Raw genomic sequence first — 15544 nt, forward strand, 5'->3', positions numbered from 1 at the left:
CGGCGAAAGGCGCGGCAAAGCAGCGTCCCCCTAAGAGTAATGCAACTGCGGAGCGAGCGCGGCCACCGGCGGCTCTCCGTATCCTACGGGCTGCGGGGGTTTCCCCGCTTCACGGGGTCGGCCGAGACCGCGCGGCACGGAGTTAGGGAGGCCTGACGTCCGCGCATAGTGTGGGTCTGGCTGCCCACAAGCGGACCTTCCCAGGGTACGAAACGAGTCAAAAGCCGTACTGGAATGGGCTCCCGAGTCCTGTCGAGTTCAGTACTCGCGATGCGCTGCGAGAAGTACAGGGTGAACACCTCCCCCACGGCTGAAGACCTCGAGCGCCTTGGGGACATCCACCGGCAGCTCCAGAAACTCATGGTCGGGTTCCACCCTGCGGCCCACGGCCATGCCCCACTCTTCGCCACCATAGCCGCCATGCAAGCTTGTGGCCACGAATGGAGCGGCCAGCCAAACATATGGCGCGTGAGGGATTCTATCGGCCCCGGCCCGCCCAGGGATTGAACGTCGCTCGGCCAGAGTTGAGGATGCGCCATGTGCAACAACTATCGCCTGCACGTGCCGGCCAACCAAATCGCCGCGCCATTCCGTGACGCGGGCCGGTCGCTCGGCTTTCCGAGCGGCCTGCCCAACCTGCCTCCGGCCGACTACCGCATCGGCGACATTGCGCCCGTCGTCACCCAAGGCGCCGATGGCCCGCAGCTGACTATGACGACCTGGGCGTGGATGAGCCCGACCGGGAAACCCGTCTTCAACTTCCGCTCGGACGGCCGGTCTTTCGCCAACTCCGTCCGCTGCCTGATCCCGGCCGACGGCTTTTACGAGTTCACCGAGCCTAAGGCGCAGGGCAGGAAGACGAAATGGCTGTTCACCATGGCCGGCCAGCCATGGTTCTGGATCGCCGGCATCATTAAGGACGGGGCCTTCGCCATGCTGACGACCGAACCAGGCCCCGACGTCGCGCCCTATCATGACCGCCAGATCGTCCTCTTGCCGCAGGGTGCTGGCGTCCACTGGCTGGATCTCAGCGCGGCCGAAGACCTCATGCTGCGGCCCTGCCCGGCCGGATCGTTGACGGTGCAGAAAGTCTGGCCGGAATCGCCATGACAGCCGAGACCGATCTGCACAAGGCGGCCCGCTTCGAAGCCGAGGCCCATGACCTTCACCGCCGATCGCGCGCGGCGGCCAACCTGCCCGCGTCCATCATCCTGCGCTTTCGGGCGCTGTGGAAGGAAGAGGCGGCGCGCCTGCTGCGGCGCCAACGCTAGGCCCCGACAGGGCGACTCAGCTACACGCGGAGCCATGATGCCCGACGAACTGAACGATGCCCTCGAGGCCATGGCTGCCGCTGCCGGCGACGACCCCAACCTTCTGCCGGGCCTGATCACGGTCGAGACTGACCACTGGGTCAACGTGCTGTCTGCTGTGCGGGCGAAGTGCACGACCCTACACGACGGCCTGCGCCATCGAGACATCGTCATCCACGTAGGATCGCAGCAGGAAACCAAGGTGCTGACCAGAGCCGAGGCAGGCGATCGAGGCGAACCCTATCGAGATCTTCTGCCGGCGGGTTGAGCGCCACTCCGCCGCCAGGATAACAGCGGAGGGCGCTCGTTTCCCCGGAGCGCCGCACAGGCCAGCAAGCGCGACGCTGTGTGCCAACCGGCCCAGCGCGGAAGAGTTCCATGCGCGGGAACCGTCCGCAGCCTCCCGAGCTTTATCGGCTCGTTCAGGAGGTCGATCATGGTCGTCAGTTCACGCGCCACCCTGCGCGATCAGGCCGGGGTGAAACTCGTTCGGATAGAGCGCCTGGCCAAACAGCAGCGCGAGATTTCCTTTCATCTCTCGTCGCATCGGGACGGCAGTAAGCGCCTGATCATGGATGAGGCCGAGGCGCACCGCGCTTTCGCGCGCGAAGTCGCTGCCTCCCTTCAGGACCCCGTCGTCCTCGGCCTGATCGAGCGCGGCGTCCTGCAGAACTGAAAAACCCCTCGCCGGCGCTTGGGGCATCCGGCGAGGGGCTCGGCGGTTCTACAGAGGGCCGCCCCGAGGATGGGGTGGGCTGCGAAAGGCCAACTGGCGGGCGCTTGCCGGGTTCCAAATGATCGCCAATGGACGTCGCTGCAAAGTCGAATAGCACGGTTCCAGCCCCTCGGAACGCTCAAGCCTCCGATACGTTGGCCGACGGGTGGAGCGATCGAGGCGGAGGCGTCGACGTTCACGCCGTCATCAACACGCCGGAGGACCATCCATGCTTCGTTGGGCCATCATCTTCTTCATCATCGCCCTGGTCGCCGCCGTGCTCGGCTTCGGCGGCATCTCGGGCATGTCGTTCGAGATCGCGAAATTCATCGCCATCATCGCCGTCATTCTGTTCGTCGTCTCGCTAGTTGTGGGCGGCATGCGCGGCCGTGGGCCGCGTATCTGACGCGTCATTTCTAGAACGCGTAAAGGCCCGGCCGCCGGTCGGGCCTTCTTGCTGCCGGCGCCTCACAGCCTCCGGGAAGTCAAAGCGTCTCTAGAAACGAGAAAGCCCGCCCTCCTAAGAGAGCGAGCCTCAATAGCGCCGTTAAACTGGCGCGTTCGCTTAAACGACCTGCAGCTGACCTGCCGAAGTCTTACCCGAGCGCTGGTCGCGCTCGAGTTCATACGACAGCGCTTGGCCTTCGTTCAGGCCGCTGAGGCCAGCACGCTCGACAGCCGAGACGTGGACGAAGACGTCGCCGCCGCCAGCGTCAGGAGCAATAAAACCGAAACCCTTGGTAGGATTGTACCATTTGATAATGCCAGTAGCCATTTCCATGACCTCCGAGAAAGATTGCCCTGAGGAAAAGGTCCTGAGAGCTGTCGGGTCTAAGGAAACGGAAATCTCGATGCGTCGCAAAGAAATAGGGCGTTACGCAGAGATATCGACATCCAGACGGTGAGCTACAAAGACGGAACAAGCAAGGATAAATATTATTTAGTTCGAGTTGAGGGCTCCACCAGATTTAATATCGAGCAATTACAGGGCGCTTCTGGAGCGCAGACAAGTTTATCACCTGCGGCTTCACAATGGTGCTACGCGTACTGTTCGCCAGCTGCCGTCCACGGAGATCACGGAACAATGGATCATCGAAGGCTGACTGCGGCTGAAAAGCGCCTCGTAATCGCCGCCGCGTTTGGGGGTGTGATCGCACTGGCCGTAATCATCTGGGCCGTTCTGACGATCATTTCAGGCGGTGCTGATTAATTTCTTGTGGGCCTTGCGCTTTTAATACTAGCTCCCATTTAGGCTACGAGCCTCGGCTCATTAGGCCCGTCTGAGTCCCAATGTGGCAGACGGGTTTTCTTATGCCCGTCAGCCAGGCTTGGGCGGCAACTCGGCGGCGCGTTAATTAGGGCGGGCCTTCCGGCCTCCCTTCAATGCGCGAGTGATAGACGCGAGTTCTTTCTCGCCCCGCGCTTCCGCCTCAAGCCTCATGCGAGCCTTATAAGCCTTGATTTCCTTTGCTGCGTGATTTCGAGCCCGCTCCACAGTTATCGTACACGCGCCAAGAGGTTTCACCGGTCGACCGTCCAGCTTTATCAACTCCCGCAGCTTCATCTGAAACTGCCCGAGAGTTATTTCGCGACCCTGGATGGGCGTGTCGGTCATTCGATATCCTCCGAGCGGCGCAGCGACTCGATCACTTGCTGGAGCTGGCGGATCTCGCCTTCCTTCTGCTCCGCCTTCTCCAGAGCGGCGTCCCATTCCTGTCGTACGCAGTCCAGATCAGCCGTGAGCTTCCTGACCTGGGCGTCGAGCGCCAGCGCCCGGTCATGCGCAGCGGCGAGGTCGGCCTGCCTATCCGGCGACGCCCCTCAAGGACTGCGTGGTTACGGTTGAATCTTCCTAATCTACACCGCCCCTTTGCTGAGGGTGCGATTAGGCACACAGCCAACCCTAAACCACGCGCTGCGTTGTGAAGCTATCGGCTTACCTGCAAGGACGCGGAAAGATGAAAGCAAGCCCCCATCTTGCGGACCTGAGTGCTCTGCCCAAGCTGGCGACTGTCCCGCCTAAAATACGCTTACGAAAGGTAGAAGCTCTCGGCGTCACGCTTATCGCAGCCGTGGTTTTTCTCGGAGCTGTCGGCGTCATCGAGCCGGAGGAAAGGAACGGTCTGGATTTGATCGTGCGGGTCACGATCATATTCGTCGCTCTAACAGCGGGGTTTCGGTTCCTTGGCAAGCGTGAGCTTAGCCAGATGTCGCCGTTCGAGATCGTCACGCTTCTGATGATAGCCGAGATCGTATCGCCGTCCCTGACGGCTGGCGACGAGTCTATCCCAGGAGCCTTGGTCGGGGCCGCTACCCTTCTGTTCCTGACCTTTATCGATTCGGTTATGACCTACCGGCTGAAATGGTTTCAAACCGTCAGCGAGGCGCTGCCTGCGATCGTGATCAATAGGGGCAGGCTCGTCGAAGATGCTTTGCACAAGGATCGCATCAGAACGGACGAAATCCTGTCGGAAATGCGCAAGGCCGGGATCGAGCGGCTGGATATGATCAAATGGGGCGTGCTGGAGCCCGATGGCCGGCTATCGTTCGTTCGATACGACGGCGAAGACACAGGTGCAGAAGAGCCATTGGTTAGCTAGGCTAGAGTTTGGAACCTAAGGGGCAGCCTGCTGGAACGGGATCGGCGCCCACCGCTTGGTTAAGGGCAACCCTAGAGAGGATATGACCATGACCGACGTCCCGCCAAACGACCCGAACTCTCGCGGCCCCGCCGATAAAGACAGCCTCCAGGAGCAAGCCAGACGCGAGACCGACGAAGCTGAGCGCCGGGAACGGGAGCCCGATCCCAGCGTCACTACGCCTCAACCGGATGAGAACCCCGACCAGCGCCGAAAGCTGGAGGAGGAAGCGGCGAAAGCTCCACCGGCGACGCCGCCGATCGCTAACCCAGACTGATCAACCGAGGTTCAGTCGGACGGCGGCCCGGGCAGAGCCGCCGTCCAAGCTTCAGTTCCTGCCCTGCACGATGTCGCGGTTAGCCGCCCTGGTCTTGGGGCCCTGAGAATCCATGGTTTCGGTACGGTCGGGCCGGTTCGCGTGATTGGCGCCCTGCTGAACGGCTTCTCCGTCCAAGGCCTCCCCTTCGTCCATATAGTCGGACACCTCGCCGGCGGCGGGCGGGGCTAGCGAGCTGTCGGAAACATCCGATGCCGCGTAGGAGCGAGGTTCTTCTTTGCGGTCCTGATCTGTCGCCTGGTCGCGTGGAGCCGCCGGATCGGTCGCGGCATTCTGGGCGGTCGCGCTGGACGATGACGTGTTCTGGTGTGGCATGTCTTGCTCCTTCGTTGTGTCTATCGAAAGACGCGCGACGCTCTCTGTTCCATACTGCTCAGGCTAGGTGACCTCTTCATTCAATTGGAAACGGCGGCCCCGGATGGAGCCGCCGTTCTTCTGTCGAGCTCCTACTCCGGACGACCGGTCGCTGGCGCGCGCTCTTGGCTGAGATCCACGTGCGCTGGGTTCGGCGTCAGATCGAGCATCGCGCCGGTTCCCGCATCGATTCCGGCGCCAAGGATGCCCCCGACGAGGACGTTTCCGGCCATGGCGACGCCGCCACCGGTGGAAACCTTGTTGGTCACGGTCACAGTCGCCAGCTGATACCCCTCCAGCGTTGAGGTCGCCACGAACTCCGACTTGCGCGGCATCTTGATGGCGATACCGTCACTCTTCGCGGGACAACCCAAAGCGGACCTTTCGACCCACCGCAATGAGTCGCAAGCCGTAGTGAAATAGACTCCCGAGTCCGATCCAGGCCCGCACTCGCGATTTGCTGCAAAACGTACAGGCTCCTGGGCTTGGTCGCGACAACGCGCTACGAGAAACATCAAGCCTCGACGGTTTGCTGATGCTGGATGATAAGCCAACGACCTTCGGAGAGGAGGTAAGTGGACGTGCAGACGCAGCGGTAGGTAGGAGCTTCTGGTCGATCAGCCGCCGCGCGATAGCCAATAACAATAAGGTCGGCGCTCGCTTGAGCGATTGTGTAGTCGCTGGGTGTGACCTCGCGCCAACGCGGTCCGGTGATGCTATCGATGACAGTCTCAGCGTCCAGGATTCCAACCTCGGCGAAGGCCATCAGGCAGCGCGGATGCAGGAGCGCTGCGTAGGTTTCGCGACCGCCGAGCCAGAGGCTTTTCTCAAGCGTCCAGATTTCGTCAAACGTCATGCCGTGCTCTCTTATTCTGAGGAACGCCTCGGATCCGTTGTCGATCCTGCTAACGTCGCGGGACTAGCGAAAATCCCGCGGCTTGATACGCAGACCCCTGCCCTCGCGCGCATCGGAGCCGCTCGATCCGTGATGGAACTCGTCGCCACGTCCGTGCGGCAACGGGAAAGCGTCATCCTTCTCGCCGATCCGGCCCAGCCGGTCCGACAGGTCGAAGAGTTTCGCGGCAACGAGGTGAACGACGTCGCCTTCGCGTTGGACGCACCCCTGCACGGCGATCATGCTCGAGCCGAGTATCACGCGGCGGTGCTTCTCGTAGATGTCGGGCCAGACGACCAGATTGGCCACTCCAGTCTCATCCTCGATGGTGATGAACATGACGCCCTTCGCGGACCCCGGCTTCTGGCGCGCCAGCACCAGACCCGCGATCTTGGTGAGGCGGCCGTCGCGCGTCCCCTGAGCCTGGGCGCAGGTGACGATGGCTTCGCCGGCCAGTTCGTCGCGCAGGAAGGCGACCGGATGGCGACGAAGCGAAAGACCGACATGCTGATAGTCCTCTACGACCTCCCTGCCCGCGGTCATCGCTTTCAGCGCCACCGCCTCCTCGTTGATCTCAGGCGGCGGCCGTCCATCGTCGCCGGCCGCCGCCGCGAACAAGGGCAAGGGCTCGTCGCGCAGCGCCTGGATCGCCCATAGCGCCTCGCGCCGCGCCAGACCGAAGGCCGCGCGGAAACCATCCGCCTCCGCCAGCCGCACCAACGCGGACACCTTGGCGTCCGAGCGCCGCCATACATCGTCGATGTCGGCGTAAGGGCGATCCCTGCCCGCCACGAGCGCCGCCCCGTCCGAATTGGCCAGCCCTGTGACCATGCGCAGGCCGAGCCGGACAGCGAAGGCGCCCGGGCGGTCCGTGGACTCAAGCGTGCAGTCCCAGCGCGAAGCGTTGACGCAGACGGGTCGCACCTCGACGCCATGCTCACGCGCGTCGCGAACGATCTGAGCCGGGGCGTAGAAGCCCATCGGCTGCGCGTTGAGAAGCGCCGCGCAAAAGACGTCGGGGTGCCAGCATTTAAGCCATGACGAGGCGTAGGCGATGAGTGCGAACGATGCGGCATGGCTTTCCGGAAATCCGTAGGAGCCGAAGCCTTCGAGCTGGCTGAACGTCCTGGTGGCGAACTCCTCGGTATAGCCGCGCGCCACCATGCCTTGGATCAGCTTGCCTCCGAAGGCCGATACGCCGCCGGTGTGCTTGAACGTCGCCATTGCGCGGCGCAGTTGGTCCGCCTCGCCGGGGGTGAAGCCGGCGCATTCGATGGCGACGCGCATCGCCTGTTCCTGAAACAGGGGGACGCCGAGCGTCTTGCCCAGCACCCGCTCCAGTTCGGGCGTCGGATAGTCGACGGGTTCGCGTCCCTCGCGCCGCCGCAGGTAGGGATGGACCATGTCGCCCTGGATCGGACCGGGCCGGACGATCGCCACCTCGATGACGAGATCATAGAAGGTGCGCGGCTTCATGCGGGGCAGCATCGCCATCTGCGCCCGGCTCTCAATCTGGAAGACCCCGAGAGTATCGGCCTTCCGGATCATAGCATAGGTGCGCGGGTCCTCCGCCGGGATGGTCGCGAGATCGAGGTCGACGCCCTTGTGCTCGCGAAGGAGATCGAACCCCCGGCGCATGCACGAGAGCATCCCCAGCGCCAGCACGTCGACCTTCATGAACTTCAGCGCGTCGATATCGTCCTTGTCCCATTCGATCACCTGTCGGTCTTCCATCGCGGCGGGTTCAATCGGGACCAGTTCGTCCAGGCGGTCCTCTGTCAGGACGAAGCCGCCGGGATGCTGCGACAGGTGGCGCGGAGCGCCGATCAGTTCGCGCGCGAGTTCGAGCGTCAGCCGCAATCGGCGGTCGGCCATATTGAGATTGAGTTCGCTCGCAAGCTTCTCGCCCGCCCCCTCGGTCGCCCAATGGCCGAGTTGCTTCGACAGGAGGCCGATCATGTCCTCGGGCAGGCCTAGCGCCTTGCCGACGTCGCGTAGCGCGCCCTTGGCGCGATAACGGATCACGGTCGAACAGAGGGCGGCGCGGTGACGGCCGTAAGTTTCATAAACCCACTGGATCACCTCCTCGCGCCGCTCATGCTCGAAGTCGACGTCGATGTCCGGGGGCTCCTTGCGTTCCTGGCTGACGAAGCGCTCGAACAGCAGGTCGTTACGGCCTGGATCGATCGAGGTGACGCCCAACACGAAGCAGACGGCGGAGTTGGCCGCCGATCCGCGCCCCTGGCAGAGGATGCCGAGCTTGCGCGCCTGCCGGACGATGGCGTCGACCGTCAGGAAATAGGGTGCATAGTCGAGGCTGGCGATCAGGGTCAGCTCATGACGAAGGGTCGCGGCGACCTCGTCCGGGAGGCCCTCGGGATAGCGCTCGGCTGCGCCTTCCCAGGTCCGTTTCTCCAAGGTCGCCTGCGCCGACAGACCGTGCTCGACCACCTCATGCGGATATTGATAGGCGAGTTCATCCAGGCTGAAGCGGCACCGCTCCGCGACCTCAACGCTGCGGGCGACGGCTTCGGGCCACAGGCGGAACAGCCGGGCCATTTCCTCGGGCGGTTTCAAATAGCGGTCGGCGTGGCGATTGCGGACGAAACCGGCGTCGTCGATCGTCACGCCCTCGCGGATGCAGGTCACGACGTCCTGCAGGACGCGGCGATAGGGATGGTGAAACAGGACATCGTTGGTCGCCACGGTCGGCACGCGCGCCGCCGACGCCAGATTGGAGAGGCCGTGCAGGCGAAGATGGTCTCGCGGCCGCCGACGCAAGGTCAGGGCGCAATAGGCGCGGTCGCCGAAGAGATCGGCGAGCCTTCGCAGCCGCCGCGCCGTCAGGTCATCGGCCTCGTCTGGAACCAGGACGGCGATCAGACCCTCGTTCCATGCGGCGACGTCGTCCCAATGGAGTTCGCATTTCGCCTTACCCGCACGACCCTTGCCGAGGCTGAGCAAACGGCACAGCCGGGCGTAGGCGGGCCGATCGGTGGGATAGACCAGAAGCTCGGTCCCGTCGATGAGCACCAGCCGAGCGCCGACGATCAGGCGGACGCCGGTCGCCTTGGCCGCTTCGTGGGCGCGCACAATCCCCGCAAGCGAGTTGCGATCGGTGATCGCCAGCGCCTCGATCCCCAGCACGGCGGCCTGGCTGAAAAGCTCATCGGCCGACGAGGCGCCGCGCAGAAAGGAGAAATGCGAGGCGCATTGCAGTTCGGCATAGCGCGCGCTCATCCGAACAGCCCGTGCAAAAACCAGCGGTGCGAGCCCGTATGCGGGTCCTCGCCGTCGCCGGCCCGGTAGAGCCAGAAGCGCTCGCCCGCTTCATCCTCGACCTGGAAATAATCGCGCACCGCCTCCAGTTCGGCGTCGCGCGTCCACCATTCACCGAAGATCCGCTCCGGACCATCGGCGCGCATCACCCGTCGCCGCTGGCCGCGCCAGGTGAAGGCGGCGGGCGGATGGTCGGGCAGCAGCGCCATAGCTTCGACCAGCTCGGGCGGGTCGAGCAGCCGCGACGGGCGGGGCCAGTCGAGAGGCCAGGTGCGCCCATCCGCCGGAGCCAGAGGTGCAAGGCGGCTCAGGCAGCGCTCGGGCACATCGCTCTCGCGCGGGGCGAGGCGATATAGGCGGTCCGCACCGATGCGGTTGGCGAGGGTGTCGATCAGTTCGGAGACATCGGCGGGAGCGGCTTCGACCAGGCTCGATGCGCCCGCCCGGTAGTGCAGCGGTTCGGCCACGGCGGCCGTCAGCGTCATGCGCTCGATTCCGAACCCCGGCGCTACGGTCTCGATCTTGTCGCAGAGGAGCCGGGTCAGGCGCCGGACGTCGCGCACCGGCTTGGCAGTCCCGATGCGGACCGCCTCGACCCGATTGTCGACGCGGTGAAACAGCAGGTCGAGCTTGCGCGCCCCGAGCCGCTTTTCCTCCAGCGCCTCGCAAAGCTGGACGACCAGCTTGCCGGTGTAGCGCGCCAGGGTCTCCGGCGCGCCGATCGGCTCGGCGAAATCACGCACGACCCGCACCAACTCCGCACCCGTCATCAATTCGAACGGCTCTTCGACGCGGCCATAGGCCTGATCGAGCCGCCGCCCGACCTCGGGTCCGAACCGAAGGGCGAGCGGCGCGCGCGGCGCGGCGGCCAATTCGCCGATATGGTCAAAACCGAGCCGACGCAGAGCCTCAAGGATAACGGACGTCAGGCGCAGCGCGGCGATCGGCAAAGAGCTCAGCCGGTCCGCGACCTCATCGTCAGCGACCACGCTGGCTCCACCGCCGAACCGCGCGAGCGCATGGGCCGCGCCGTAGGAGGGTGCGACGACCGCCCGCGCGTGGATGCCCGCCGAGGCGAGCCGTCCGGTCAAGTCGTCGAGCAAGGCCGCCTCACCGCCCTTAAGGTGAGAGGCCCCAGCAATGTCGATCATCAGGCCGTCGGGCGGATCGGGCGCGACGATCGGCGCATAGCGCCGCAGCACCCACAGCGCGAGCCTGTCCAGCGCGCGATCATCGGCCTCCCGGTCGGCGTCCATCACGGTCAACTCCGCGACCAGAGCCTGAGCCTTCGCTACCGCCATGCCAGGATGGAGTCCGAGTCCCTGAGCGGCCGCATCGGCCGCCAGCACCATGCGTTTGCGGCCGTCGCGACCGACGAGCACGAGCGGCGCGTCAGGCGGCGGCGCGGATGCGCCCATCGACCGGCGCAACCGATCGGTCGGCCAAGTCGGCAGGGAGAGCGAGACGACCCTTCTCATCACAGGCTTCCAGGACAAAATCCGCGCATTCGCCGGCGCGGGACCGGATCAACTCGACCAGCCAGCGGGGGCGGCCGACACCCGGTACAGGCAGGGGTTCCGAAGGCAGGGCCGAGACTCGCCAGCGCGTGACGGCCGCGGTCGGCTGGCCGAAATCGCTGGCGTCTGACTGTCTGCGCCAGCGGCGCACCGCCAAACCCAGCACGCCCGACGCTTCCGCCGCAAGCTGCAAACGCCGCGAGGCGGTCATCGGCAGTTTGGACAGCTCAGCGACGACGCCGGCGAGGCCGCCGTGACGCAAGCCTTCTTCGAAACAGGCGAGCATGGCCTTGTCGTCGCCGATCTCGGCGTAGATCACCCTGTCAGGATGAAGCCCTGCTTGGGCCAGCGCCGGCGCGAAGAGGTCGCGCTGGCTTACGCACCACAGAACCGGCCCATCCAGACGCGCCATGATCCCCGCGGCGAACAGCGCCGCCGCCGCGCCGTTAAGCGCGCCTGCCCCGCCGCCAGCGACCTCGTGCAGCGCGCCCAGCGAGAGCCCGCCGCCAGGCAGCCGGCGATCCACCGCCTCGATCCCGAACGGCAACACCCCGCGGTCCCGCTTCTCGCTCGTCTCGATCCGACGAATGCGAGTGCGTAGCGCATCGAGAAGGGGTTTCGAGGGCGATGACATAGACTCCAAATTCTGCCGCGGGCTAAATGTTCCCCTTCTGTTCTACCCGCAATCGTGAAGAGTCAACACGGATCGCATAAGCTGCTGAAATCCGTTGGGGGTCGCCGGGCATGGGCGGGAACGAAATCGCCAAAGCCTGATTGTCCTTTTAGGAGATCAGGAATGGCCAAGACTTTCGACGTCGGCGATCACGTCAGCTGGAACTCCGAGGCGGGGCGCGTGTCGGGCCGGATCATCAAAATTCACACCCGCGACTTTGATTACAAAGGCCACACGCATCGCGCGTCGGAAGCCGCTCCCCAATACGAGATCAGGAGCGACAAGACGGATCACATCGCCGCCCATAAGGGCAGCGCTCTGGATCATGTGCGACACGACGCGTGACGCTGCCGTTCTACACGATCGGACACTCTAACCGGAGTTTTGAGGATTTCGTCGCCCTGCTGCAGGAGGCGCATGTCGAACGGGTGGTGGACGTCAGGAAGATTCCGATGTCCCGAACCCATCCTCAGTTCAACAAGACAACGCTTCCGGACGTCTTGGCGGATTTTCAGATTTCTTACGAACATAGCGCCGGCCTGGGCGGTCGACGCGGGCAGGTGAAAGACGTGCCCGCGGACGTGAACGCCTATTGGGAAAACAAGAGCTTCCACAACTATGCCGACTACGCCCTCTCACACGAGTTTCGTGACGGGCTCGAACGACTGATCGAGGCCGGCCGCCAGCAGCGCTGCGCAATCATGTGCTCCGAAGCGGTCTGGTGGCGATGTCACCGCAGGCTCATCGCCGACAATCTGCTCGCGCGCGGCGAGCCGGTTCTACACATCATGGGACGCGGTCGTCTGGAACCGGCTCGGCTGACAGGCGGGGCCGTAATTGGTTTGGACGAGACCGTCACCTATCCCGCTCCGATGAGCATGGACTAGGCCTGCCAATAAACAGACGGCACCTTTCGCTCCGATGGCGCGTTGCGCTCCCGAGAGGAGACTTTCATGTCCAAACGCGAGTTAATCGATACGGGCTCGGACAAGCGCTACGTCCGGCGCGATGAGAAGGGTCAGTTCAAGGAATCCGACGACGTGGGCCGCTCGCTCGCCGCTGACCGTCGGCAGAAGGCGAAGCACGAGAGCAAGCCCGGCCAAGGCGACCGCGGCGATCGTCGGTCCTGACCGTGGCCCGCGCCGCCCGGCGCGCCGCCCCGGCGTCCACTACCTCCCTCCCCGCCTTCCGTCCGGTCCAGCTCGCGACGCTGGTTGACGCCGTGCCAAGCGGCAACCGCTGGCTGCACGAGATGAAGTATGATGGTTATCGGCTGGAGATCGCGATCGGGGGCGGTCGCGCGCGAGCGTTCACTCGCTCGGGTCTGGATTGGTCCGAGAAATTCGACGGAATCGTCGAGGCGGCCGCGAGCTTGAAGGTCGAGTCCGCGTTGCTGGATGGCGAGGCCGTCGTGTTCGACGCCGAAGGCCGCTCTGACTTCCAGACGCTTCAGGGCGCATTGAAAGGCGATCCCGCCAGGATCGACTATGTCGCCTTCGACCTGCTCGAATTAAACGGCGAGGATCTGACGGGGCTGCCACTGCTCGAGCGCAAGGCTCTTTTGCGCGACCTAATGCCCCAGAAGCCGAAGCGACTCCGCTACTCCGACCATATTCGTGGGAGCGGTGAAAAGCTGCTGAACAGCTTCTGCGCAGCGGGCCTGGAAGGCGTGGTGTCGAAGCTGGCCGATGGACGCTACGTCGGCGCGCGATCGTCCGGGTGGGTTAAGACCAAATGCATCCAGCGCCAGGAGTTCGCCGTGGTCGGATGGACGCCTTCGGACAAGGCGCGCGCCTTTCGTTCCCTGATCCTCGCCGTCAACGAGGACGGCGCCCTGCGCTATGCGGGCAAGGTCGGGACAGGATTCGACGCTAAGGAATTGCAGCGGCTCATGTCCGTCATGGGCCCGCTCGAACAAAAAACGCCGACCGTCAAAGCGCCGCGCGCAGAGGTCCGGGGCGCCCACTGGCTCCGTCCCAAGCTCGTAGCGGAAATCGCCTTCACCGAAATGACCAACGAAGGCACGCTGCGTCATCCGAGCTATCTCGGCCTGCGCGACGACAAGAAGCCCGAAGCCGTTGTGGTCGAGAAGGCAGGGTCGGCCAGACAGGCGCAAGCGCCAGTGATCGTGCCGATCACAAACGCCGAGCGGATCATCTATCCCGAGAGCGAGATCACCAAGGGTCAGTTGGCGGAATATTACGCCGCCGTTGCGCCCATCATGCTGCCCTGGGCGGCCTCGCGGCCGATCAGCCTCGTTCGATGCCCGCAGGGCCGGGCCAAGAAATGCTTCTTCCAGAAACACGACGCCGGCAGCTTCGGGGAAGCGGTTCGCCATGTGGCGATCGAGGAGAAGGACGGCGAGGCCGAGCCCTACCTCTACATCGACACGGACGAAGGGCTGATGACGTGCGTGCAGATGGGCACGATCGAATTCCACGGCTGGGGCGCGCGCATCGAGGACGTCGAGAAGGCCGATCGCTTGGTCTTCGACCTTGATCCGGACGTCGGCCTCGATTTCGAGGCCGTGCGCTTCGCCGCTTTCCGCTTCCGAGACATCCTGAAGACGATCGGGCTGGAGACCTTCCCGATGGTTACAGGCGGCAAGGGCGTTCATGTCATCGCGCCGCTGACGCCGCGGGCCGAGTGGTCCGAGGTGAAAGATTTCGCTCGGCGGCTCGCCGTCGCAGTCGCTCAAACTGAGCCGACCAAGTTCACAGCCGCCCTGCCGAAGGCCCAGCGGAAGGGACGCATCTTCGTCGACTATCTGCGCAATCAGCGCGGCGCGACCGCCGTCATGCCCTACAGCGCCCGCGCTCGCGAAGGCGCGCCCGTCGCCGCGCCGATCACCTGGAAGGAGATGGAGACGATCGTAAGCCCGGCCCGCTTCCATGTCGGCGATCAGACCGAACTGCTTAAGCGCGCTGGTCTGAAGACGCTGTCGTCTTGGGGACGCGCCGATCAGGCCTTGCCCGACCTGTGAAGATAGCGACTTACAATGTGAACGGGGTCAACGGCCGCCTGCCGGTGCTTCTCCGCTGGCTTGAGTTGGCTGAACCCGACATCGTCTGCTTGCAGGAATTGAAATCCCCTCAGGAAAAATTCCCCGAAAGCGCAATCCGCGATCTTGGCTATGACGTGATCTGGCACGGTCAGAGCCGGTGGAACGGCGTGGCGCTCCTGAGCCGGGTCGGCGAAATCCACGAGACCCGCCGCGGATTGCCGGGCGATCCTGAGGACCTTCAGAGCCGTTACATCGAAGGCGCCGTCAACGGCGTGCTGATCGCGGGTCTCTATCTGCCCAACGGCAACCCTCGCCCTGGCCCCAGATTCGATTTCAAGCTGAGATGGTTCGAGCGCCTGCAGACCCATTTGGCGAGCCTCATCCGTCTCGAGGCCCCCGTGATCGTGGCTGGGGATTTCAACGTCATGCCGACGGACAGGGATGTATACGCCCCCGAGCGCTGGCGCGACGACGCCCTCTTCGCTCCCGAGGTGAAGGCAGCCTACCAGCGGTTGCTTGATCAGGGGTGGACGGACGCGATCCGCCGCCTTCACCCTGACGATGTCATCTACACCTTCTGGAAATACTGGCGCGGCGCGTTCGAGCGGAACGCGGGCTTGAGGATCGACCATCTCCTGCTGAACCCGCCAGCCGCCGCGCGGCTTGTGGCGGCCGGAGTCGATACCCGTCCGCGCGCCTGGGAGAAAACGAGTGACCACGCGCCGGTGTGGATTGAGATCGGCGAGCCGAAAGTCAGAAGGCGAAAGCCTCCTGTTCAGGAGTTGGGATGACGAAGACCGAAGAGTTCATTCTTCATGAGA

20 protein-coding genes are annotated in these 15544 nt (G+C 64.3%); 11 read left to right on the plus strand and 9 right to left on the minus strand.

The genetic code is table 11. The features are described from left to right. The first annotated feature begins 537 nt into the window (after positions 1–537). The 3 genes from V8J38_RS09645 to V8J38_RS09655 are packed head-to-tail and all read left to right on the plus strand — an operon-like array spanning position 538 to position 1578. Positions 538–1110 carry an SOS response-associated peptidase gene (locus V8J38_RS09645; protein WP_338575338.1) on the plus strand — a complete coding sequence of 191 codons (573 nt, stop codon included), beginning with the start codon at positions 538–540 and terminating at the stop codon, positions 1108–1110. Then, positions 1107–1271, plus strand: a complete 165-nt coding sequence (locus V8J38_RS09650; RefSeq protein ID WP_253107936.1) for a hypothetical protein — start codon at positions 1107–1109, stop codon at positions 1269–1271. Before V8J38_RS09645 ends, V8J38_RS09650 begins: the two co-directional genes overlap by 4 nt. Positions 1272–1308: 37 nt before the next feature. Beyond that, the gene (locus tag V8J38_RS09655) at positions 1309–1578 is read left to right on the plus strand and encodes a hypothetical protein (protein ID WP_338575341.1); all 270 of its coding nucleotides are present in this window, start codon (positions 1309–1311) and stop codon (positions 1576–1578) included. A 180-nt stretch (positions 1579–1758) separates the two neighbouring features. Here V8J38_RS09655 and V8J38_RS09660 read toward each other — a convergent pair whose 3' ends face one another. Next, entirely contained in the window at positions 1759–2013 is a 255-nt protein-coding gene (locus tag V8J38_RS09660; RefSeq protein ID WP_338575343.1) for a hypothetical protein, read from the minus strand. Positions 2014–2254: 241 nt separating this feature from the next. Here V8J38_RS09660 and V8J38_RS09665 point away from each other — a divergent pair, with 241 nt between their 5' ends. Next, positions 2255–2431, plus strand: coding sequence for a DUF1328 domain-containing protein (locus V8J38_RS09665; RefSeq protein WP_200165181.1), 177 nt, complete (start codon positions 2255–2257; stop codon positions 2429–2431). Positions 2432–2590: 159 nt separating this feature from the next. Here the strand turns inward: V8J38_RS09665 and V8J38_RS09670 are convergent, their stop codons facing one another. Then, the gene (locus V8J38_RS09670) at positions 2591–2800 is read right to left on the minus strand and encodes a cold-shock protein (protein ID WP_200165182.1); all 210 of its coding nucleotides are present in this window, start codon (positions 2798–2800) and stop codon (positions 2591–2593) included. Between the two features lie 576 nt (positions 2801–3376). Beyond that, a complete protein-coding gene (locus V8J38_RS09675) occupies positions 3377–3640 on the minus strand; it encodes a hypothetical protein (RefSeq protein ID WP_338575346.1) in 264 nt (87 codons plus the stop codon). A 343-nt stretch (positions 3641–3983) separates the two neighbouring features. On the opposite strand from V8J38_RS09675, the gene V8J38_RS09680 reads away from it, so the two are divergent. Together V8J38_RS09680 and V8J38_RS09685 are read left to right on the plus strand one after the other, a co-directional pair. Next, entirely contained in the window at positions 3984–4625 is a 642-nt protein-coding gene (locus V8J38_RS09680; RefSeq protein ID WP_338575348.1) for a DUF421 domain-containing protein, read from the plus strand. An 88-nt stretch (positions 4626–4713) separates the two neighbouring features. Beyond that, positions 4714–4941, plus strand: a complete 228-nt coding sequence (locus V8J38_RS09685; RefSeq protein ID WP_269298579.1) for a hypothetical protein — start codon at positions 4714–4716, stop codon at positions 4939–4941. Positions 4942–4992: 51 nt separating this feature from the next. Here V8J38_RS09685 and V8J38_RS09690 read toward each other — a convergent pair whose 3' ends face one another. From V8J38_RS09690 to V8J38_RS09715, 6 genes are all read right to left on the minus strand, one after another. Further along, positions 4993–5316 (minus strand): hypothetical protein, encoded by a 324-nt coding sequence (locus V8J38_RS09690; RefSeq protein ID WP_338575352.1) that lies wholly within the window; start codon positions 5314–5316, stop codon positions 4993–4995. 131 nt (positions 5317–5447) lie between these two features. Continuing rightward, positions 5448–5729 carry a hypothetical protein gene (locus tag V8J38_RS09695; RefSeq protein WP_338575355.1) on the minus strand — a complete coding sequence of 94 codons (282 nt, stop codon included), beginning with the start codon at positions 5727–5729 and terminating at the stop codon, positions 5448–5450. A 140-nt stretch (positions 5730–5869) separates the two neighbouring features. Beyond that, positions 5870–6211 carry a nuclear transport factor 2 family protein gene (locus tag V8J38_RS09700; protein WP_269298575.1) on the minus strand — a complete coding sequence of 114 codons (342 nt, stop codon included), beginning with the start codon at positions 6209–6211 and terminating at the stop codon, positions 5870–5872. Positions 6212–6274: 63 nt separating this feature from the next. Then, positions 6275–9490 (minus strand): error-prone DNA polymerase, encoded by a 3216-nt coding sequence (locus tag V8J38_RS09705; RefSeq protein ID WP_338575356.1) that lies wholly within the window; start codon positions 9488–9490, stop codon positions 6275–6277. Further along, entirely contained in the window at positions 9487–10947 is a 1461-nt protein-coding gene (locus tag V8J38_RS09710) for a DUF6504 family protein (RefSeq protein ID WP_338575359.1), read from the minus strand. The genes V8J38_RS09705 and V8J38_RS09710 overlap by 4 nt, the downstream gene beginning before the upstream one ends. Continuing rightward, positions 10922–11680: an ImuA family protein gene (locus tag V8J38_RS09715; RefSeq protein ID WP_269298569.1), complete on the minus strand. Its 759-nt coding sequence runs from the start codon at positions 11678–11680 to the stop codon at positions 10922–10924. Before V8J38_RS09715 ends, V8J38_RS09710 begins: the two co-directional genes overlap by 26 nt. 162 nt (positions 11681–11842) lie before the next feature. On the opposite strand from V8J38_RS09715, the gene V8J38_RS09720 reads away from it, so the two are divergent. From V8J38_RS09720 to xth, 5 genes are all read left to right on the plus strand, one after another. Further along, a complete protein-coding gene (locus V8J38_RS09720) occupies positions 11843–12064 on the plus strand; it encodes a DUF2945 domain-containing protein (protein WP_338575361.1) in 222 nt (73 codons plus the stop codon). After that, entirely contained in the window at positions 12061–12606 is a 546-nt protein-coding gene (locus V8J38_RS09725; protein WP_338575363.1) for a DUF488 domain-containing protein, read from the plus strand. The genes V8J38_RS09720 and V8J38_RS09725 overlap by 4 nt, the downstream gene beginning before the upstream one ends. A gap of 66 nt (positions 12607–12672) precedes the next feature. Beyond that, entirely contained in the window at positions 12673–12849 is a 177-nt protein-coding gene (locus tag V8J38_RS09730) for a hypothetical protein (protein WP_145915895.1), read from the plus strand. A gap of 2 nt (positions 12850–12851) precedes the next feature. Then, positions 12852–14702: a DNA ligase D gene (gene ligD, locus V8J38_RS09735; protein WP_338575367.1), complete on the plus strand. Its 1851-nt coding sequence runs from the start codon at positions 12852–12854 to the stop codon at positions 14700–14702. Beyond that, a complete protein-coding gene (xth, locus tag V8J38_RS09740; RefSeq protein WP_422388292.1) occupies positions 14699–15514 on the plus strand; it encodes an exodeoxyribonuclease III in 816 nt (271 codons plus the stop codon). Before ligD ends, xth begins: the two co-directional genes overlap by 4 nt. Positions 15515–15544: the final 30 nt, after the last annotated feature.

This window comes from Brevundimonas olei, assembly GCF_037055245.1.
Lineage (GTDB): Bacteria > Pseudomonadota > Alphaproteobacteria > Caulobacterales > Caulobacteraceae > Brevundimonas > Brevundimonas olei.